Annotated in this window: 18 protein-coding genes, 1 tRNA gene and 1 riboswitch; of the genes, 10 read left to right on the plus strand and 9 right to left on the minus strand. The window is 49.0% G+C overall.

Translation table 11 applies throughout. The features are described 5' to 3' along the window. Window positions 1-10 precede the first annotated feature (10 nt). From rpsR to rpsF, 3 genes are read right to left on the minus strand one after another with little or no spacing between them, the layout of a single operon-like run. On the minus strand, window positions 11-241 hold the full coding sequence (rpsR, locus tag O3681_RS05350; RefSeq protein ID WP_003678863.1) for a 30S ribosomal protein S18: 231 nt from the start codon (window positions 239-241) through the stop codon (window positions 11-13). Between the two features lie 6 nt (window positions 242-247). Then, the gene (priB, locus tag O3681_RS05355) at window positions 248-550 is read right to left on the minus strand and encodes a primosomal replication protein N (RefSeq protein WP_191620531.1); all 303 of its coding nucleotides are present in this window, start codon (window positions 548-550) and stop codon (window positions 248-250) included. Continuing rightward, window positions 547-918 (minus strand): 30S ribosomal protein S6, encoded by a 372-nt coding sequence (rpsF, locus tag O3681_RS05360; RefSeq protein WP_003686150.1) that lies wholly within the window; start codon window positions 916-918, stop codon window positions 547-549. Before rpsF ends, priB begins: the two co-directional genes overlap by 4 nt. 245 nt (window positions 919-1,163) lie before the next feature. Between rpsF and hscA the strand changes: the two genes are divergently transcribed. The 3 genes from hscA (at window position 1,164) to fdx (ending at window position 3,899) form a co-directional block, all read left to right on the plus strand. Next, window positions 1,164-3,023, plus strand: a complete 1,860-nt coding sequence (gene hscA, locus O3681_RS05365) for a Fe-S protein assembly chaperone HscA (protein ID WP_308881561.1) — start codon at window positions 1,164-1,166, stop codon at window positions 3,021-3,023. Between the two features lie 79 nt (window positions 3,024-3,102). Continuing rightward, a complete protein-coding gene (locus O3681_RS05370; RefSeq protein WP_308881563.1) occupies window positions 3,103-3,465 on the plus strand; it encodes a TIGR02328 family protein in 363 nt (120 codons plus the stop codon). A 92-nt stretch (window positions 3,466-3,557) separates the two neighbouring features. Beyond that, the gene (fdx, locus tag O3681_RS05375) at window positions 3,558-3,899 is read left to right on the plus strand and encodes an ISC system 2Fe-2S type ferredoxin (protein ID WP_003686005.1); all 342 of its coding nucleotides are present in this window, start codon (window positions 3,558-3,560) and stop codon (window positions 3,897-3,899) included. A gap of 75 nt (window positions 3,900-3,974) precedes the next feature. Here the strand turns inward: fdx and O3681_RS05380 are convergent, their stop codons facing one another. Beyond that, window positions 3,975-4,595 (minus strand): hypothetical protein, encoded by a 621-nt coding sequence (locus O3681_RS05380; RefSeq protein WP_371459452.1) that lies wholly within the window; start codon window positions 4,593-4,595, stop codon window positions 3,975-3,977. Between the two features lie 300 nt (window positions 4,596-4,895). On the opposite strand from O3681_RS05380, the gene iscX reads away from it, so the two are divergent. The 3 genes from iscX (at window position 4,896) to metE (ending at window position 8,512) form a co-directional block, all read left to right on the plus strand. Next, window positions 4,896-5,093: a Fe-S cluster assembly protein IscX gene (iscX, locus tag O3681_RS05385; RefSeq protein WP_003682097.1), complete on the plus strand. Its 198-nt coding sequence runs from the start codon at window positions 4,896-4,898 to the stop codon at window positions 5,091-5,093. A gap of 171 nt (window positions 5,094-5,264) precedes the next feature. Then, complete coding sequence (gene metF / locus O3681_RS05390) at window positions 5,265-6,146, plus strand: methylenetetrahydrofolate reductase (protein ID WP_003745556.1); 882 nt, start codon at window positions 5,265-5,267, stop codon at window positions 6,144-6,146. 89 nt (window positions 6,147-6,235) lie between these two features. Continuing rightward, window positions 6,236-8,512, plus strand: coding sequence for a 5-methyltetrahydropteroyltriglutamate--homocysteine S-methyltransferase (gene metE / locus O3681_RS05395; protein ID WP_371459453.1), 2,277 nt, complete (start codon window positions 6,236-6,238; stop codon window positions 8,510-8,512). A 92-nt stretch (window positions 8,513-8,604) separates the two neighbouring features. Here metE and O3681_RS05400 read toward each other — a convergent pair whose 3' ends face one another. After that, window positions 8,605-10,845: a right-handed parallel beta-helix repeat-containing protein gene (locus O3681_RS05400; protein WP_371459485.1), complete on the minus strand. Its 2,241-nt coding sequence runs from the start codon at window positions 10,843-10,845 to the stop codon at window positions 8,605-8,607. Window positions 10,846-11,930: 1,085 nt separating this feature from the next. Then, window positions 11,931-12,929: a branched-chain-amino-acid transaminase gene (ilvE, locus tag O3681_RS05405; protein ID WP_371459454.1), complete on the minus strand. Its 999-nt coding sequence runs from the start codon at window positions 12,927-12,929 to the stop codon at window positions 11,931-11,933. Between the two features lie 213 nt (window positions 12,930-13,142). On the opposite strand from ilvE, the gene O3681_RS05410 reads away from it, so the two are divergent. Further along, window positions 13,143-13,466: a lipopolysaccharide assembly LapA domain-containing protein gene (locus tag O3681_RS05410; RefSeq protein WP_371459455.1), complete on the plus strand. Its 324-nt coding sequence runs from the start codon at window positions 13,143-13,145 to the stop codon at window positions 13,464-13,466. A gap of 25 nt (window positions 13,467-13,491) precedes the next feature. Next, window positions 13,492-14,661, plus strand: coding sequence for a lipopolysaccharide assembly protein LapB (gene lapB / locus O3681_RS05415; RefSeq protein ID WP_003684462.1), 1,170 nt, complete (start codon window positions 13,492-13,494; stop codon window positions 14,659-14,661). A 115-nt stretch (window positions 14,662-14,776) separates the two neighbouring features. Here the strand turns inward: lapB and O3681_RS05420 are convergent, their stop codons facing one another. Beyond that, window positions 14,777-15,283, minus strand: coding sequence for a thioredoxin family protein (locus tag O3681_RS05420; RefSeq protein ID WP_371459456.1), 507 nt, complete (start codon window positions 15,281-15,283; stop codon window positions 14,777-14,779). 3 nt (window positions 15,284-15,286) lie between these two features. Beyond that, window positions 15,287-18,586: an exodeoxyribonuclease V subunit gamma gene (gene recC / locus O3681_RS05425; protein WP_371459457.1), complete on the minus strand. Its 3,300-nt coding sequence runs from the start codon at window positions 18,584-18,586 to the stop codon at window positions 15,287-15,289. Between the two features lie 199 nt (window positions 18,587-18,785). Here recC and O3681_RS05430 point away from each other — a divergent pair. Continuing rightward, a tRNA-Pro gene (locus tag O3681_RS05430) sits at window positions 18,786-18,862 on the plus strand. A 48-nt stretch (window positions 18,863-18,910) separates the two neighbouring features. On the opposite strand, the gene O3681_RS05435 is transcribed toward O3681_RS05430, so the two are convergent. Next, window positions 18,911-19,789: a lysophospholipid acyltransferase family protein gene (locus O3681_RS05435; RefSeq protein ID WP_070625949.1), complete on the minus strand. Its 879-nt coding sequence runs from the start codon at window positions 19,787-19,789 to the stop codon at window positions 18,911-18,913. A gap of 108 nt (window positions 19,790-19,897) precedes the next feature. Then, a riboswitch (SAM-I-IV-variant riboswitch) is annotated at window positions 19,898-20,008 on the plus strand. Between the two features lie 173 nt (window positions 20,009-20,181). Here O3681_RS05435 and metK point away from each other — a divergent pair. Next, window positions 20,182-21,351 (plus strand): methionine adenosyltransferase, encoded by a 1,170-nt coding sequence (metK, locus tag O3681_RS05440; protein ID WP_371459458.1) that lies wholly within the window; start codon window positions 20,182-20,184, stop codon window positions 21,349-21,351. The last annotated feature ends 16 nt before the right edge of the window (window positions 21,352-21,367 follow it).

The following is a 21,367-nucleotide window of genomic DNA, read 5'->3' on the forward strand; positions in this document are numbered from 1 at the left end:
AACTCCAAAATTATTTGTGTTGATCGGTGTAAGGCAACAGAGCCAGGAAACGGGCACGTTTCACAGCAGTAGCCAACTGACGTTGGTAGTGTGCTTTAGTACCAGTAATGCGGGCAGGGATGATTTTGCCGTTTTCAGAGATGAAGTCTTTCAACAAATCAACTTGTTTGTAATCAACTTCTTGGATTTTTTCAGCCGTAAAGCGGCAGAATTTTCTACGTTTGAATGATTGACGAGCCATTGTCGTTTAACCTTTATATTCTTTAATGTTCTGTATGCGTAGTACCGGCTTTGGGAAGCGTTGGCTGCGTTGCGCCAAAAAACCTTCCGACTCGATGACGGCATCTTGCCGATACTGCCATTCCTCAGCCTGCTTACCTAAAATCCGCGCGGGAATTTCAAATTTGACCAGACATTTTTGTCCGTTTTCTTCCTGCCAAGACTCATGTTGTAACACAACATCTAAAACAGGGATTCCTGCCGGCGTATATCTCAAAGGCTGAACCTGCAAGATACGGGCGGTAAGCTTAATCAGATTGTTCAATCTTATTCAGCTGCTGCAACTTCTTCAGCTGCACCGTTCAGCAAGTTTTTTGCTTTTTCGCCGCCCAGCATTGGGGAAGCTTCAGTTACAGCGTGTTTTGTTTTGATGGTCAGGTGACGCAGTACGGCATCATTGAAGCGGAAAGCAGTTTCCAGCTCTTCAACCACTTCAGGAGTAGTTTCGATATTCATCAAAACATAGTGTGCTTTGTGGATTTTATTGATTGGGTAAGCCAATTGACGACGGCCCCAGTCTTCCAAACGGTGGATTTTACCGCTGGCTTCAGTAATCATGGTTTTGTAACGCTCAACCATAGCAGGCACTTGCTCGCTTTGATCAGGATGAACGATAAACACGATCTCGTAATGACGCATGTTATCTCCTTATGGATGATTAAAAACAGCCTTTCACCATGCGAAGTAAAAGGCAAGGCAAAGAGGCTGAATTTTATCCGCATTTCTTAAAAAATACAAGTCTGAATTCAAAATCCACTTTCTTTTCAATTAAAAAACAACATTAGGCCTTATGGTTATTTCCTAGCAAACCACTCAACTATCTGCCAAAAATCTGCTAAAATCTGCCCCATCCTAATAAATACAGCATTAGAAGGCACACAATCATGGCTCTTTTGCAGATTTCAGAACCCGGCATGTCCGCCGCCCCCCATCAACACCGCCTCGCCGTAGGCATTGATTTAGGTACAACCAACAGCTTGGTTGCCACCGTCCGCAGCGGCAGCGCAGTCTGCCTGCCCGATTCAGACGGCCGCACCACCCTGCCTTCAGTTGTCCGTTATTTGGATGGCGAAGTCGAAGTCGGCAAAAACGCCCTTTCTGCCCAAAAAACCGATCCGCTAAATACAGTCAGCTCTGCCAAACGCCTGATCGGCCGCACCCTTACCGACCTCGCACAAGAGGCGCAATACCTGCCCTATCGATTTACACCCAATGAGCGCGTGGTCGAGTTAAACACCCGTCAAGGTGCCAAAACGCCTATCGAAGTATCGGCAGAAATTCTCAAAGCCCTCAAATCGCGTGCAGAAGAATCATTAGGCGGAGATTTGGTTGGTGCCGTCATTACCGTACCCGCTTATTTTGACGATGCCCAACGTCAAGCCACCAAAGATGCCGCGCGTTTGGCAGGCTTGAATGTATTGCGCCTCCTCAACGAGCCGACCGCCGCCGCAATCGCCTACGGACTGGACAACGCCTCAGAAGGCACGTTTGTCGTTTATGACTTGGGCGGCGGCACATTCGACGTATCCGTATTGCAACTGACCAAAGGCCTGTTTGAAGTCAAAGCCACCGGTGGCAACAGCGCATTGGGCGGCGATGACTTCGACCATCGTTTGTTCTGCTACCTGCTCGAACAAAACGACCTTTCCAAACTCAACGAACAAGACAGCCAACTTCTGCTTTCCTTTGTCCGTACCGCCAAAGAAAAACTGACCACTCAAACCGAAGCTGTCATCGAAACCACACTTTCAGACGGCCATAAAGTCCATACCGTCATTACCCGTCAAGAGTTTCACAACCTAACCCAAAATCTGGTACAAAAAACCATAGAGCCGGTCAAACAGGCTTTGAAAGATGCCGGCGTAACCAAGGCCGATGTCAAGGGTGTGATTATGGTTGGCGGCTCTACTCGCATGTTGCACGTTCAACAAGCAGTTGCCACATTCTTTGGCCAAACCCCGCTGAATAACCTCAATCCTGACGAAGTCGTCGCACTCGGCGCCGCCATACAGGCAAACGTCCTTGCCGGCAACAAAACCGATGGCGAATGGCTGCTGCTGGACGTGACACCCTTATCGCTTGGTCTGGAGACCTACGGTGGTCTTGCCGAGAAAATCATTCCTCGCAACTCCACCATTCCTACTGCACGCGCGCAGGACTTCACCACCTTCAAAGACGGTCAAACCGCTATGACGATACACGTCGTGCAAGGCGAGCGCGAACTCGTTTCCGACTGCCGCAGCCTTGCCAAATTTACCCTGCGCGGCATTCCGCCCATGGCTGCAGGCGCAGCGCGTATCCGCGTGACCTTCCAAGTTGACGCTGACGGTTTGCTGTCTGTTTCCGCACAAGAACAAAGCACCGGCGTACAGGCGCAAATCGAAGTCAAACCTTCCTACGGTTTGGACGACAGTACCATCACCCAAATGCTCAAAGACAGCATGAGCAACGCTGCCGAAGACATGGCAGCCCGTGCCCGCGCCGAAGCCGTAGTCGAAGCCGAAAGCCTGACTGACGCCGTTAATGCTGCCCTTGAGTTGGATAGCGACTTGTTGGAAGCTGAAGAGTTGCAACAGATTCAACAAGATATCGCCGCTTTGCAAGGCCGCCTGAAAGACGGCAAAGCCGAAGACATCCGTGCCGCCGTCGCCAAACTCAGCCACAGCACCGACAACTTCGCTGCCAAGCGTATGAACCGCAATATCCAACGTGCGCTGACAGGTCAAAGCGTTGATAATATTTGATGCCTAAACAGTTTCAGACGGCCTCGAAAGATACAAAGGTCGTCTATCTAAATCTCCAAAAACTGAAACGATTTCTTTTATGCGACTCTGGCATCAAACCCTTATCCCCCTGCTCCCTCGCACCCAGCTTTTGGGGCAACACCGCGAATGCGCAGCACTGCGCGGAGCAGGCTGGGGCAGGCCGCATGCGACGGTTAATTACGTTTTTACCCATTCGCCCTACAAACTCTATCTATATCACGCGTTGATTATGGAAGAGATGGAAAAGCGCGGTTACAAACCCGATGCTTTATGGAAAGACCCGCTATATCGCGGCAAAGTCGCTGCCCCATACCATTCACACGCGGCTGAAACAGCTACTTCGCCGATTTATGCCGAACATGATGACGCCTACTTGGACGAATGCCTGGAAAATTTAAAAAGTAAAGGCATCATGTTATAAACCCATTTTTCAGACGGCCTGAATATTGAATACCCAAGGCCGTCTGAAACTACTTTAACCACAACCACTCTTAAACAACTGAGACAATAAAAATGCCAAAAATTACCGTACTCCCACACGCGACATTATGCCCCGAAGGCGCGGTTATCGAAGACGCACCGGAAGGCCAAACCGTCCTTGACGTGCTGCTCGACCATGACATCGAAGTTGATCACGCCTGCGAAAAATCCTGCGCCTGCACCACCTGCCACGTGATTATCCGCAAAGGTTTTGACAGCCTGGAAGAACCGACCGAATTGGAAGAAGACTTGCTCGACCAAGCATGGGGCTTGGAAGCCGATTCACGCTTGAGCTGTCAGGCAGTCGTTGCCGATGAAGATTTGGTCGTAGAAATTCCTAAATATACGATCAACCACGCGCGTGAAGACCATTAAAACAAGGTTTAATGAAAAGGCCGTCTGAAACCATAAATTCATGGTTTTCAGACGGCCTTTTGGTTATGTAGCAAATTATTTGATATGAGGGAAAATAAAACGCATACGCGAAATCTGCATGGAGGCCACTTTCTGCGTAGCGGAGTAATTTTCAATTTTTTCTTGCATTCTGATTTGATGCATATTGCCGTTATAACGGGGAGCAGCATTCTGAGATTTATTTACTGTCGGCAGTTCAGCCTCTGTCTTTAACACTTCCTCTGCCTCGATAGCTGAAAGCGCAGCCTCATCCCTTACCAAACCGAAACGCTCGATAATGGCATTGGCTTCATCTATATAATGAGATTTGCCCGTGCCATTTTCCAACACTGCATCTTCAAGTACAACCGACAGATGTTTGCCGCAATTTTCGATACGCTCTGCGATACGCGAATAAACCATCCAACGTTTCAACCTCAACGCGCCTGCATCGTCATTGGGTGAAGCAGCATCCAGTTTAATTAAGCCATAGTGCTTGCCGTAATACAGACGGAACACCAGCTGCTTCAAACCCTCTGTTTCGTCCAGCATCCGATAAAATTCGCGAACCAACAACAGCAAACGGTCAAATGCGCCTGCTTTAGACAGATACTCCGGATCATCGGAAGCAAGCGCGTAAATCAGTTTGGACAGCTTGGCGTTGAGTGCGTTATTCATCTTTTTTTCCTTTTATTTTTAAGCGATGGATTTTCTTAAGAGCCATTCCAAAAAATTTGGTTGCATAACAAAGTGTAAATTTTGTATGAAAACCAAATCATACAAAGCGGAATAGAAAGTATAAAACGGCAGATTGCCGTGAATTTTAAGTGTCTTGCCGTATTTTAACGCAACTATGCTATTTTGTTAAAAAATAGCGCCATCATTTATCTGCCAATCTTCCGTAAAACAATCTGGCAGTCTGACTTCTTCTTGATTAAAATAATTACTAATAGCCCAAACCCAATAAAGGAACACCTCATGAAATGGACAGATACCCAACGCATCGCCGAAGAACTCTACGACTTACACGGCGACAGCATCGATCCGAAAACCGTACGCTTTACCCAACTGCGTGATTTAATTATGGCTTTGCCTGAATTTGACGATGATCCGGCGCGTTGCGGCGAGCGTATTCTCGAAGCCGTGCAACAAGCGTGGATAGATGAAGCAGAATAATCTTTCCTCCCTTCCCTACCAAACAAGACCTCAGGCAGTTTTTCAGACGGCCTGAGGTCTTTATTAAATCTATTCATACAATTTCGGAAAATTTCGAAATTGACTCATACCAACCTCAAATTTATTATGCAGTCTGACAACAAATAAAAGATATGCAGAAGGTGCATAACCATGAATCACGCTCGAGAAATCGCTGCTTTAAACAACAGCCTTTCTGATTTGAAAGGCGACATCAATGTTTCGTTCGAATTTTTCCCGCCGAAAAACGAACAAATGGAAACCATGCTGTGGGATTCCATCCATCGCCTGCAAACCTTGCATCCGAAATTCGTTTCCGTAACCTACGGTGCAAACTCCGGCGAACGCGACCGCACACACAGTATCGTTAAACGCATCAAACAAGAAACCGGCCTTGACGCCGCCCCCCACCTGACCGGTATCGACGCCAGCCCTGACGAGTTGCGCCAAATCGCCAAAGATTATTGGGACAGCGGTATCCGCCGCATTGTCGCCCTGCGCGGTGACGAGCCGCCCGGCTACGAGAAAAAACCTTTCTATGCCGAAGATTTGGTCAAGCTGTTGCGCTCCGTTGCCGACTTTGATATTTCCGTAGCGGCCTATCCAGAGGTGCACCCGGAAGCCAAATCCGCACAAGCCGACTTGATTAATCTGAAACGCAAAATCGATGCGGGTGCAAACAACGTTATTACCCAATTCTTCTTCGACGTGGAAAGCTATCTGCGCTTTCGCGACCGTTGCGTGATGATGGGCATCGACGTTGAAATCGTTCCCGGCATCCTGCCCGTAACCAATTTCAAACAATTGACCAAAATGGCCCAAGTGACCAACGTCAAAATCCCAAGCTGGCTGTCTAAAATGTACGAAGGTTTGGATGACGACCAAGGCACGCGCAACCTTGTTGCCGCCAGCATCGCCATCGATATGGTCAAAGTCCTCTCGCGCGAAGGTGTCAAAGACTTCCATTTCTACACCCTCAACCGCAGCGAACTGACTTACGCCATCTGCCATATTTTGGGCGTGCGTCCGCGTTAATAAAACAGACGGCCTCCCCATTCTGATTTACAATATCGAACATTCAGGCCATACCGGCCTGATTCAAAATTCCAACTAGGAGAGTTAACATGACAACATTGCATTTTTCAGGCTTCCCGCGCGTCGGTGCCTTCCGCGAATTGAAATTCGCACAAGAAAAATACTGGCGCAAAGAAATCAGCGAGCAAGAATTGCTGGCTGTTGCTAAAGACTTGCGCGAGAAAAACTGGAAACACCAAGCTGCTGCCAACGCTGATTACGTTGCCGTAGGCGATTTCACTTTCTACGATCACATCCTCGACCTGCAAGTTGCCACCGGTGCCATCCCTGCCCGCTTCGGCTTCGACAGCCAAAACCTGTCTTTGGAACAATTCTTCCAACTGGCCCGCGGTAACAAAGACCAATTCGCTATCGAAATGACCAAATGGTTCGACACCAACTACCACTACTTGGTGCCTGAATTCCACGCCGATACCGAATTCAAAGCCAACGCCAAACACTACGTTCAACAGCTGCAAGAAGCCCAAGCTTTGGGCCTGAAAGCCAAACCGACCATCGTCGGCCCATTGACTTTCCTGTGGGTAGGTAAAGAAAAAGGCGCTGTCGAATTCGACCGTCTGAGCCTGTTGCCTAAACTGTTGCCTGTTTACGTTGAAATCCTGACTGCTTTGATTGAAGCAGGTGCCGAGTGGATTCAAATCGACGAGCCTGCTTTGACTGTTGACCTGCCTAAAGAATGGGTAGAAGCATACAAAGACGTTTACGCTACTTTGAGCAAAGTAAGCGCCAAAATCCTGTTGAGCACTTACTTCGGTTCTGTTGCCGAACACGCTACTTTGCTGAAATCCCTGCCTGTTGACGGCCTGCACATCGACTTGGTACGCGCTCCTGAGCAACTGGACGCATTTGCCGACTACGACAAAGTTCTGTCTGCCGGCGTTATCGACGGCCGCAACATTTGGCGCGCCAACCTGAACAAAGTTTTGGAAACTGTTGAGCCTCTGCAAGCCAAACTGGGTGACCGTTTGTGGATCTCCAGCTCTTGCTCTCTGCTGCACACTCCATTTGACTTGTCAGTTGAAGAAAAACTGAAAGCCAACAAACCTGACCTGTACTCTTGGTTGGCATTCACCCTGCAAAAAACCCAAGAATTGCGCGTTCTGAAAGCCGCATTGAACAAAGGCCGTGATTCTGTTGCCGAAGAACTGGCCGCCAGCCAAGCTGCCGCCGACTCACGCGCCAACAGCAGCGAAATCCACCGTGCAGACGTTGCCAAACGCCTGGCCGATTTGCCTGCCAACGCAGACCAACGCAAATCTCCATTTGCCGACCGTATCAAAGCGCAACAAGCATGGTTGAACCTGCCTCTGCTGCCAACTACCAACATCGGTTCTTTCCCTCAAACTACCGAAATCCGCCAAGCACGTGCAGCCTTCAAAAAAGGCGAACTGCCTGCCGCTGATTACGAAGCCGCGATGAAAAAAGAAATCGCCTTGGTGGTTGAAGAGCAAGAAAAACTGGACTTGGACGTACTGGTACACGGCGAAGCCGAGCGTAACGACATGGTCGAATACTTCGGCGAATTGTTGAGCGGTTTTGCATTCACTCAATACGGCTGGGTACAAAGCTACGGCTCACGCTGCGTTAAACCACCTATCATCTTCGGTGACGTAAGCCGTCCTGAAGCCATGACCGTGGCTTGGTCTACTTACGCTCAAAGCCTGACCAAACGTCCGATGAAAGGTATGTTGACCGGCCCTGTAACCATTCTGCAATGGTCTTTCGTCCGCAACGATATTCCTCGCTCTACCGTGTGCAAACAAATCGCACTAGCCCTGAACGACGAAGTATTAGATCTGGAAAAAGCCGGCATCAAAGTCATCCAAATTGACGAGCCTGCCATCCGCGAAGGTCTGCCTTTGAAACGTGCCGATTGGGATGCCTACCTGAACTGGGCCGGCGAATCTTTCCGCCTGTCCTCTACCGGTTGCGAAGACAGCACTCAAATCCACACTCATATGTGCTACTCTGAGTTCAACGACATCCTGCCAGCCATCGCCGCTATGGACGCTGACGTCATCACCATCGAAACTTCACGTTCCGACATGGAGCTCTTGACTGCCTTCGGCGAGTTCAAATACCCGAACGACATCGGCCCAGGTGTTTACGACATCCACAGCCCACGCGTACCGACTGAAGCTGAAGTTGAGCACCTGTTGCGCAAAGCCATCGAGGTTGTACCGGTTGAACGTCTGTGGGTTAACCCAGACTGCGGCCTGAAAACACGTGGCTGGAAAGAAACTCTGGAACAACTCCAAGTGATGATGAATGTAACCCACAAACTGCGTGCCGAACTGGCTAAATAATGTGAGTTAGATGAAAAGGCCGTCTGAAAATTTTCAGACGGCCTTTTTTTATTTATCGATATTTAAAACATAAAGATTACGACTTCAACAGCTTACAAAATCCCTGTCGTTGTATGATGTTCTTCCACTCCTGATGTATACACGTTCTGAGTATGGTGATACACAGTCTCTTTAGTCGTTTCGACAATATGGTTGGCTTCCGACAGAACATCGCTCAATGTCACTTTACTGCCGGTCGTATTCACTTTTTTCAGTGCCGCGCCATTATGGCTATTGCCTTCAGAATACGTGTTGATGTCATTTTCAAAGCGTAGCCATGAATCATACAACTTGCCTTTAATGTCCGTCAGAATTTTGTTGTTGGCCACATTTAAAGATGCCTTACCCTTAGGGTTGGTACTGTGTACGTCTATCAAGGCATCATTCAAATCACCACCAAGTTTCAATGTATTATTGGTAATGTTGTACTCTTTGGCATTGCTCTTTAAATAAGCAAATTCGACATAGCCGGCAGATTCTTCACGCACGGAAATTTTGTTGTTGTGAATTGTCACCGCACCATGCATAGCGACATTACCATGGTGTTCTTCCACATAAACCGGTACCGCGCCTTTCATAATCTTGCCGATATCGGCATCATTGCCGCTGATGGTAATGGTACTGCTGCCCATGCCGTTTTTAGATAAAACACGGTCGTAGGTATCGTTGATGACGGCAATCAGATATTTGGTGGATTCGCCGCTGATCTTGTTGTTTGCCATATTGAGCGTGTAATCCATTTTGCTTTCATGGTTACGGAACTCAATCGCGTAGGTCTGAATATTGTTTTGATAAACCGTCAGATTTTTAATGATATTATCGCTAATATCGAAATAGCCTTTATCAGCCGAGTGCAAATCTTTGTATTGGGTGTTGGTTTGCACCTGAATCCCTGAATACATGTGGTAGTACTTGCCCAAGTCATCATCAACATTCAAACGGAAGCTCGGGTCTTGGATAATGGTATTGCCGGTAATTTTGACTTTATCCATAGAAAACTGGCGGTTGTAGGCAACAATACCATATAGCCGGTCACCCGTTAACACATTGTTTTCAATGACAATGCCTGTACCATCATGCACATCCAAACCCTTGCGGTAGTTGTGGTCGGTCGTGTTTTTACGGTATGTGATGCCGTAATTGTAGCTGCCGGCAGCCACAGCCATACCGTAGCCTGTCCCGCCATCCGCTTCGTGGCCGTTCCAATCCAAACGGTTGCCCTCGCCGATAAAGTTTTGTTGGAAACCGATCAGCGCACCGGCAACGCGGTTGTGGTGTAGATACGAATCAACAATACGGTTGTTTTCACCCAAAGGCAGCGCTTCGTATGTTTCATCAATTTCGCCGCTTTGCACGCGCTCTTTAAAGGTCAGCTTTTGACCTTTTTCCGTTTCCAAAGAAGCAGTCGAGGTAAACATCACACCAGCACGATTGGCACCGGAAACCTCAACTTTGCTGATTAAAGTATTGTCCGCATCGTTGACCAAAATGCCGTTTACCTTGCCAAAATAGCTTAAGCCTTTGCGGTAAAAATCAGGGTTGGTATATTGAACTGACAAATCGGCAATGGTTTTATTGTTTTGCCCATCGATCAAGATACCGGCAAATTCGCGGATATCGTCATGGTTGGTGTCCGGATTGAATTCGCCTGTTTGCGCCTTATCAAACGTTACTTTGGTTTTGCCCATGCCCGAACCAAACAAGCCGCGCGCGCCGGAGACGGTTTTATCCATCACAATCTGATTGGAAATATAGTAAGTGCCATCCAAGAAAACCATGGCTTTTTCTTTGTGCGCCGCTTCTAAAGCTGCTTTAAATGCCTGAAGGCTGTCTTTTTTACCCTGCGCATCGGCACCAAAATCATTCACACGAACGTAATTGCCATACTCTTTAGATTGATACACGCGGTATTTTCCAGATACACCGGCCCTGCTTTCGGCATGATCGTCAATTTTGTTTTCTTTGCCTGAGCTGATGTGTCCATCGTGACTATTGATTGCTTTTTTGCCGGAAGAAACGCCCGCTATTTTGTCATGGCTGTCTGAATCCTTCAGATTCTTTTTATGCGCAATTTCAACTGTTTCTTTTCCTTCGGCAATTCTGTCTTCAACCTCTTTCTCTTTGCGGGCGGCTTCTTGTTTGACTTTACGCTCTGCAATTGCTTTTTCGACTGCCGCTTTATGCGCTTCTTTTGCGCGCTCGACAGCCTTTGCTTTGGCTGCGGCAGCCTCCGCTATTTTTTTTGCTTTGGCTTCTTCGTAAACTTTTTGCCTTTCAGCCAGGACTTTTTCCATCGATTGATTAACCGACTTGTTTGCCGGTTCTTTTGAAACAACGTGTTTGCTCGCCACTTTAGGCTCAATGATATGTTTACTGGAAACGCTGCTTACAGAAGCAACGCTGGCCCGTGCAACATGCATTTTTGTCACAAGGCCGTCTGAAGATGATGAAGTGCTGTCAAATCTTGCTACCTCCGCCACATGCACTACTTCTCTCGTTACCGTATTTTTACCACTTAATTGCTTAAGCTCAGGAGAAATCGACGGCATATCCCCCCAATTGTGGGTATGCATCCATTCTTTTAGAGGAGAAGATGATTTGGAATTTGCTTCAGGTGTGGATGAGCCGTGACGAATGTGGGTGCTGCCAAGAGGAGCAAGTTTATATGACATAATCAGCGTATTTCCTTGTATCGAATATCGCCTTTCCCACCGCACAAGCATGCAACAAAAAAGCCGATTGATTAAAGAGGTAAGACGGATTCTGTCGTAACAACAATTGCCTGTATAAAGGCCAAACTGAAGTTGGCCGCTTTGAGAAACTCGGCAGCGTTTCCCCTTCTGCCGGTTTTCTGATTGGATACGGTCATGGTGTCAGACAGAACCATTGGATGACTTTATATAGGCGATCTGTCCGCGTACCATGTGTCCGGTTATTTTTGACGGAAATGTATCAGAGTCACTTTTTAATTGATTAGTTCATCCAAAATTAAGTTATTTTTGATTTTTATAGCAAAATAAAAATGGTTTTATCTTGCATCGTTTTCCTTTTTAACTTGACAGAGTGAATCCCGCGAAGCAAAAAAGGAGGGAAATCCTAACACGATATATTTTTAGCGTTCCCCATTTAACTAAATTTACAAAATATACAGAACAAATATCTATAACTATTTTTAACTTCTTTTAAAAATCAATAAAATTCGATATTTCCAATATGTATTTTTACAACATGACTGCGCATTATATACCGATTATCTTAAAATACTACCGTTTATTTGAAAAATTTAGTATTTTATTATTGCTTTCACCATCTAAAAACCAATAAAAAAGGCCGTCTGAAAAAATATTTCAGACGGCCTTTTTTATTAAATGCGTTCTATTCAACAAACTTCGACCAACCAGCCGTGTTTGTCTTCTGTCAAACCGTATTGAATGTCGGTAATCGCCTTACGGATTGCGTAACCGCGCTCTTGGCTCTTCACTTCGATTTCTTTATCATCAATCACGAAAGAAGTTACCGGAGAAATGACCGCAGCCGTACCAGTCAGAATCGCTTCCGCACCATTCTCAATCGCGGCTTTCAGCTCATCAACGGTAAAGTTGCGTTCGGTAACGGTGTAGCCCAAATCTTTGGCAACAGTCAGTACGGAATCGCGGGTAACGCCGTGCAAGAATTCGTCGGTCAACGGTTTGGTAATGATTTCATCGCCATTAATCAGGATAAAGTTAGACGCGCCGGTTTCCTGAACATCGCCATTCGGACAGAACAGCACTTGGTTTGCACCGTGCTCTGCTTTGGCTTTCAATACCCAAGGCATGGCGGAAGCGTAGTTGCCGCCGCATTTCACGCGGCCCATGTGCGGGGCGCAACGGATGTGTTCGGTTTCCACCAAGATTTTAACGGGCGAACCGGCTTTGAAATAGTCGCCGACAGGAGAAGCCAGAATGTACAGCAAAGCAGTTTCGGAAGGAGAACCGGCCTTACCGATCACAGGGTCGGTACCGATCAAAGTCGGACGCAGGTACAAAGCGGCTGGCGCATCAGGGATTTCCTCGGCGGAACGTTTGACCAATTCGATCAAAGCATTCAAATAAGCTTCCGTTTCAGGACGCGGCAGGTGCAGAATATCTGCGCTTTGCTGCATACGCGCAATGTTGGCGGTCGGGCGGAACATCACGATTTTGCCGTTTGCCTGACGGAATGCCTTCAAACCTTCAAAACATTCGCTGCCGTAATGCAAAGCATGTGCGCCGGGGGCGAGTGTCAGGTCTTTGGAAGATTGCCATTCTACCGGTTGCCATTTACCTTCACGATAAGCGATAACGGGCATTTCAGCGTGGAAAACGCTGCCGAATACGGCTGGGACTGGTCTGCTCATGATGATTGCCTTTCTTATTCTGATTTGTAAGATAATAACTAAAGACTGAACAATACGCCTTTCAATATGGGTTTGACAAGTACCCGTCAGCATTAAAGATACCCTTCCCATGCCGTCTGAAACATGCCGTCCTATCCGAAATCCGGCAAATCGTTTAAACTGATACCATTTTTCAGACGGCCTGCCCCAACCGCGGCCCACCCGGAGCAACCCATGAAACTCATCTATACCATCATCAAAATCCTGATTCTTCTTGTTTTCCTCCTGCTGGCCATCACCAATACCCACACCGTATCCTTCTTCTACCTGCCCGGCCAAAACGTCAATCTGCCACTGATTGTCGTGCTTTTCGGTGCATTTATTATCGGCATCGTGTTCGGTATGTTTGCCCTCTTCGGCCGTCTGCTGTACCTACGCAGCGAAAACAACCGCCTGCGCGCCGAAGTAAAAAAACACGCCCACCTTTCCGAAAAAGACCTGACTCCGGTCAAAACCGAAACACCAGCAACGGCTTCAGAAACCACTCCCAAAGCGTAACGCCACCAATCAATAAAGGAATACCATGGACAACGAATTGTGGGTCATCTTACTGCCCATCGTCCTCCTCCCCGTTTTCTTCGCTATGGGCTGGTTTGCCGCGCGCGTCGATATGAAGACCGTCCTGAAACAGGCCAAAAGCATACCGGCAGGCTTTTACAAAAGCCTTGATGCCCTCGTTGACCGCAACAGCGGCCGCGCCGCGCGCGAATTGGCGGAAGTCATCGACCAGCAGCCGCAGTCATACGACCTGAACCTGACATTGGGCAAGCTCTACCGCCAACGCGGCGAAAACGACAAAGCCATCAATATGCACCGCGCCCTGCTCGATTCGCCCGACACCGTCAACGAAAAACGCGCGCGCGTGCTTTTTGAATTGGCGCAAAACTACCAAAGCGCAGGCTTGGTGGACCGTGCCGAACAAATCTTCCTCGGTTTGCAGGAAGGCGATATGGCACGCGAAGCCCGCCAACACCTTTTGAGTATCTACCAGCAAGACCGCGACTGGGAAAAAGCCATCGAAATGGCGCAGCTCTTGAGCCATGACGAACAGACCTACCAGTTTGAAATCGCCCAGTTCTATTGCGAAATCGCCCAAGCCGCGCTGTTCAAATCCAACTTCGACGCCGCCCGCTACAATATCGGCAAAGCACTCGAAGCCAACAAAAAATGTACACGCGCCAACATCATCCTCGGCGACATTGAATACCGTCAGGGCAATTTCCCTGCCGCAGTAGAAGCGTATTCCGCCATCGAGCAGCAAAACCATGCCTATTTGAGCATGGTCGGCGAGAAACTCTATGAAGCCTATGCCGCACAAGGCAAACAGGAAGAAGGCCTCAATCGCCTCATCGGCTATATGCAAACCTTTCCCGATCTTGACCTGATCAACGTCATCTACGAAAAGGCCCTGCTGCTCAAAGGCGAAACCGAAGCGGCGCAAATCGCTGTCGAACTCGTCCGCCAAAAACCCGACCTCAACGGCGTGTACCGCCTGCTTGGATTGAAACTCAGCAGTATGAATCCGGAGTGGAAAGCCGATACCGATATGATTCGTTCCATTATCGGCCGCCAGCTGCAAAAAAGCGTTATGTACCGCTGCCGCAACTGCCACTTCAAATCCCAAGTCTTCTTCTGGCACTGCCCAGCCTGCAATAAATGGCAAACCTTTACGCCGAATAAAATCGAGATTTGATAAAGCGTTAAGCATTAAAAAAAGGCCGTCTGAAATCTTTTCAGACGGCCTTTTTATTACGAAACAAAATATCAAAACGGTTCAAAACATGGCTGTACACACCAGCAATATCTGCTCAACACCACTGCTCTGCCCATGCCAACGCCGCTACAATCTGCGCCTCAATATCGGCATTAAATTCGCCGGCACGGTATGCATCGCGCAATTCTGTGCGACGGGTTTCATCTGCCGCAATTTGGTTTAACACCACTTGCGGAAACTCGTTAAACACAGGCCCTTCCTCTTCATGACCCATCAAAAACAGCGCAGGAATTTTTTGATTGGCGCGGATAATTTCCTGTTGGCGCGGATTATTAAAACGGCTGCTGTCGTCAAAATCTTTGCGGGCAATATAGTTGACGCGGATATTGGGGTTCAACTCCGCTATTTTTTGAATAAACGGTACAAACACGCGGCAATCTGGGCAATATGGCGCAGCGGCAAGCAGCCAGTTTTGCAGACGGCTGATCTTTTTGACCGCCGCTACCGTTTGCGCCGACAGCTCGGTCGCCTGATAGAGCTGCTGCTGTTTCAATTTGTCTTCTTCGGTATCAAAATCCAAATATTCTGTATAAGTGGCCATGCTTTACTCCTGTTCTGTTGCATTGGTTTTCCCTGCTACGCCGGTCAAAAGTGGAACAAGTAGATTGACGACGAGGTTTTCAAATAGTGGCTCATCAAGCGGCGATTCTTCCGAATGACCAAACACCAGCTTCACTTCGGTATATTCTTTCTGCCCTTTGCTCATTTTATTGCCATTAAAAACATCATGGGCTTTTCTCAAGGCAGCATCCCAATCCTCTTTCTTGCTGTACTCCTCCGCAGCGGCAAGGCTGGTTTTGGCAAAAAACGGCAAGGGGGTATTTTGTCCGATTCGGAAATATACCAACCATTCTTTCAAAAGTGCCCTCGCCGCCTCTTTCCCGATGGCGGCATAGGTTTCGGTCTGCCCCAAGCTGACAATATAGGTTTGTCGGCTTTCAACGGATTTAGGGGCGACGGCGCAAAAAATCAAATGCTCCAATAAACGAGCAATGCGGTTGGGCGCATTGTCTTTTTGGTTTTGGAACACAATGCGGCCGCATTCGTAAAGATTGCTGATGGTGCCTTGTAAAACCAAGTCGTCAAAGGATTCTTCATAAGGTTCAGACGGCCTTTTGTTACTGCGTATCAACTCGGCATCCACGTTTTTCGCAGATATCTGATACTGCTTCTGCCACAAACCGCCCAACTCGCCTACCGGCATCAGACTTTCTGCATTCAGCCGAATGGCCGTATCTTCAAAATCTTCACCTTTGCGCCGCGCATCCAAATAGGCATCGGCAATCCGACCTTCATGTTGCGGTTCAAACGGTTCAGCAGACTCCCATGCGCCGTCCAGATACGGCTGATCCCAGCTTAAATTTTTCTTTAGCCAAACTTTGACAGGATTGCGCCAAAAACTGACGAGCTCGCCCTGATGAATGGTTTTGCCAGGTTCTTCCTGACTTAAGGCCTCACAGAAAAACGGCTGCGCTTCCGCTGACGGTTGGTTCAATGCATCGGCGTAATCTTGGCGCGTACTGAAGAGGCCGTCTGAAAGCGCATCCTTTTGGAAATAACGGCGTGAAAACGCCTGCAACGGATGATGTTTCACCCATTTCTCCGACAACTCGCGCCCACTTTTCCCCGTCATGGCGGCAATGGTATCCAGCAGCTCGCTGATTAACGAAGACGGCGCAAACTCGGCATCATTGCGTATATCGCGGCCGATATAAGACAAATACAGCATTTCACGTGCGCTGATTAAGGCTTCAAGGAAAAGATAACGGTCGTCGTCGCGGCGGGCGCGGTCGCCTTTTTTCGGATGTTTGGCAATCAGGTCGAACACTGCCGCTTTGGTATTGCGCGGAAAATCGCCGTCATTCAGACCCAACAGGCAAACCATTTTAAACGGCAGGCTGCGCATCGGCACCATACTGCAAAAAGTAATGCCACCGCTCAAAAATCCGGCTTGGCTTTCGCTGTCCAAAAAGCGGCGGATATGGCGGATAACGGTTTTACACGGCAACAATCCGTCAAATTCGGCCAACTGGGCCTCTTCCTGCCATTTCGCCAAAGATTGCTCAAACTGTTGCTTGGCGTATTGGTCGTCCGTATCCGGAGCAAACATTTTCTCCAGCAAATCTCGACAACGCTGCACCCAGCTTTCCACATTGGCAGGCTCTTGCCATTGCGCCGCCATATCGGCCAAAGTACGGACAAATTCGGCAAAACCGCTGAACACGTCCAACTGGTTGACATTGCTATGCCACGCGCTCACTCCCTGCCACATACCGTTGCCGCCTTCAGGCAGCATCCAGCCCAAGGCCAAACGCTCTACCGCCTGCTGCCAAGTAAAGAGGTTGTCTTTACCCTCGCGCATGGTTTGGTCCAAACCCCAATGCACATTTAATCCGGCAACAGTCTCATGCAGCAGTGGCACATCTTCCTCGCTCAAACCGAAGCGTTGCAGCACCAACCGGCTTTCCAGCAAAGGCAAAACCTTGTCTACTTCAAACCGGCTTTCCAGCAAGTCCAAAGTTTGCGCCAAAGCATACAGCAACGGCTGACGACGGCTGAGCTTCACATCCGAAATCGAATACGGCAAAGCCTGGCTGCCTGCCTGCTCCTGTCCGAAAACAGCTTCGATAAACGGGCTGTACGGCTCAATGTTCGGTGTCAACACGGCAATATCGTGCGGCTGCCAGTCGGGATTTTTTTGCAACACCAGCGACAGCTCTTCTTTCAAAATCTGCAATTCGCGCAAAGGGCTGTGGGCCGCGACGATTTTAATGGAGCCGTCATTCAACAATTTGTCCGGCTCGACACTCACTGGATTGCCATCCGCATCGTGAACCTGAACCAAAGCCGACTGCGCGCCTACTTCGCTTTCTTCCTGTTGATACAAGCGTTCAGACGGCATGATTAAGTTTTGGATATCGTTTTGCAGGCAATGCAACAAGGTATCGTCTTTTCCCTCTTCATAAACCTGAATATCCTGCTCGGTTTCCACTTCCGACAGAAAATCAAAGAAATCGCGTCCCTGCTTGCCCAAAGAAGCCAACAGCGGATGCCCTGCCTGCGACAAGTCCGCCTCATCACCCCTTTTCAAAATCTGCGCCTCGTCGATAACCTCGCCCCAATATTGGCTGCTCGGATTGAGTGCAAACACAAACACATCGCAATGCTTGGAAATTTGGTGCAGCAGTTGTAAATACATCGGCGCCATTGTCGAAATGCCGAATACAAAAAACCTTTGCGGCAAGACCGATTTATCCAACTGCGCCAACAGCTTTTCCCACAAGGCCACGCGGTGCGGCGCAGATTGGCTGCCATCGTCCAAATAACGCCACAGCCGCGCCTGCCAATCCTCATCATCGCCCAAACCCAGCAGCTTCCCAGCCTGCCACGCATCAATCCAATCCGGGCGGTACACCAAATATTGGTCGAAAATATCCGCCATCTGTCCGGCAAGCTGATAATCCGCCGATGCCGAACTATGCAAATAACTTTCCAGCTTCAAGCGCACGTTTTCGTATTCCGGGGCCGTCTGAAACGCCTCGCTGCGGAACAAATCCAGCAAACGCCAACGCATGACCTCAGGCGAAAACGGGCTGAGCGGCGGCACATCGGGAACCAATTTACGCATCAGCTGCCACGCCAAACCGGCAGGCAGGCTGAACTTCAAATTCGCCGCCACGCCGAGTTTGCGCGCAAAAAACACATTCAGATAACGCCGCATCCCCTGGCTCTGCACCACCACTTCTTCCTGCGCCAATACAGAATCCAAGGGCAAGGCCTGATGAATATGCGCGCACATTTCGGCAAGCGCTTCCAAACGGTCGGACTGATAAAGATAAAACATAACAGACAATCTAAAAAACAATTGCCCACATTATAATGCCATTAGGACAAATGCTTCAGCAGAAGCGGCAAACAAAAACACAGGCCGTCTGAAACACATCGCTTCAGACGGCCTAAAACAAACCCATCGGCAGCCAATTATTAATTATTTATCGACCCCTGTACAAACCGGCTTCTCCTATCCTATAATTTCCCACATTCGGAATGTAGCGCAGCCCGGTAGCGCACTTCGTTCGGGACGAAGGGATCGGAGGTTCGAATCCTCTCATTCCGACCAAATACAAAACCTGCTTGAGTCCAAGCAGGTTTTTTACATTCGGCAAGCCTATATTTCCGGCGGGAAAGGCGCGCCTTCGGGATGTTTGTAGCGATTGTACATAAACAAATATTGTTCCGGAAAACGGCGTATCCAATATTCGGTATTTTCATTGATCACGCGCGCGTCGTTCTCCTTATCGCCGTTCAATTCGCCGCGCAAAGGCTCGATGTGCAGGACAAAGCCTTTGCCGTCGGGCAAACGCTCGCCGCAGAAAAACAAAGCCTTTACGCCTTTGACTTGCGCCAGCTTGCCCGCCAACGTCATGGTGTAGGCAGGTTTGCCGAAAAAGTCTACCCACACGCCGTCGCCGCCTTCTTCCGGAGACGGCACATGATCCGGCAACACAATGGTCGCTTCGCCGCCGCGCAGCGCTTTGATGATTTGTTTGACGCCCTGAATACTGGTCGGCGCAGTCTTGCCTTTGCCGCGCACGCGCCCTGCCTGCATCACCGCATCAAAAGCCTTGATTTTAGGCGGTTTGTACATCGCCGTCAGCGGAAACGGCAGTTGCTGGCTGATGTAGCGGCCCGCCAAATCATAGCTGCCGATGTGCGGCGTGATAAACAGCAAACCTTCACCCGCGCTCAAGGCCGTCTGAACATGTTCCCAACCATTGACGCTGACAAACAGGTTTTCAATTTCCTCAGGTCGTCTGAAAAACGCCACCGGCAATTCCAAGCCACCTTTTGCCGTTTCACGAAAAACTTTTTTTACCGCCTCGTCCGTCGGGTTCAATCCGGCAAGTTTCATGTTTTCGAATACCCGCCGGCGATCTTTCGACAGCACGCGGAAACCCAAACTGCCGAGTAGGTTGCCTAATTTGTGCAACCAAGCCAAAGGCAGCGCGGCCAAAAATTTAAAAACAAAGGTAACAAGCGTTTGCATAAGGTTTTACCAAAATGAAGTGGACAGATTGTAAACGAAACAGGCCGTCTGAACAAAACAGACTTCGGGCAAATATATTGCGGCACACCTGCTTTTCTGCTACTATCCGCGCTGCATTAAGAGTTGGGAATTCCATGCCAACCTGCTTTTCAAACGGAAAGGTAAGGTGGACGGTTGAAAAACCGATGTGGCTCGCCAGAGCAATCCAAACCCGCTTAATGCGGGAATTTTTTTGCCTGTAAGAAACGTGCAACAGGATTCCGAAACAGCAGGCAAGTGCGAATATTTCTCACTTGTATAGAGAAAAAGCGGAGTTTTTGTTATGATTTCCGCTGTCCGAAATAAAAGGCCGTCTGAAAACACAGCAGCCTGTTTTTAATGAAAGAATAGCAATGAGCGAATATCTGTTTACTTCCGAATCGGTATCCGAAGGCCATCCGGATAAAGTTGCCGACCAAGTATCCGATGCGATTTTGGATGCCATCTTGGCGCAAGACCCCAAAGCGCGTGTCGCCGCCGAAACCTTGGTCAACACAGGCTTGTGCGTATTGGCAGGCGAAATTACTACTACTGCCCAAGTGGACTACATCAAAGTCGCACGCGAAACCATCAAACGCATCGGCTACAACTCCTCCGAGCTGGGCTTTGACGCTAACGGCTGCGCAGTCGGCGTGTACTACGACCAACAATCTCCGGACATCGCCCAAGGCGTGAACGAAGGCGAAGGCATCGACCTGAACCAAGGCGCGGGTGACCAAGGTTTGATGTTCGGCTACGCCTGCGACGAAACCCCTACCCTGATGCCGTTTGCCATCTATTACAGCCACCGCCTGATGCAACGCCAAAGCGAATTGCGCAAAGACGGCCGCCTGCCTTGGCTGCGCCCTGATGCCAAAGCCCAACTGACCGTGGTTTACGACAGCGAAACCGGCAAAGTAAAACGCATCGACACCGTCGTCCTGTCTACCCAGCACGATCCGTCTATCAGTTACGAAGAGCTGAAAAACGCCGTGATCGAACACATCATCAAACCGGTTCTGCCGTCTGAACTGCTGACCGACGAAACCAAATACCTGATCAACCCGACCGGCCGCTTCGTTATTGGCGGCCCGCAAGGCGACTGCGGTTTGACCGGCCGTAAAATCATCGTCGATACCTACGGCGGCGCAGCTCCGCACGGCGGCGGCGCATTCTCCGGCAAAGACCCGTCCAAAGTGGACCGTTCCGCCGCTTACGCCTGCCGTTATGTTGCAAAAAACATCGTAGCCGCCGGTTTGGCGACCCAATGTCAAATCCAAGTTTCCTACGCCATCGGCGTTGCCGAACCGACTTCGATTTCCATCGATACTTTCGGCACCGGCAAAATCAGCGAAGAAAAACTGATTGCCCTGGTTCGCGAACATTTCGACCTGCGCCCTAAAGGCATCGTCCAAATGCTCGACCTGCTGCGCCCGATTTACAGCAAATCCGCCGCCTACGGCCACTTCGGCCGCGAGGAGCCTGAATTTACTTGGGAGCGCACCGACAAAGCAGCCGCATTGAAAGCAGCCGCAGGCGTGTAGAAAAACAATAAAGGTC

The sequence above is a fragment of the Neisseria sp. 27098_8_158 genome, assembly GCF_041433145.1.
In the GTDB taxonomy this organism is placed as follows: domain Bacteria; phylum Pseudomonadota; class Gammaproteobacteria; order Burkholderiales; family Neisseriaceae; genus Neisseria; species Neisseria subflava_E.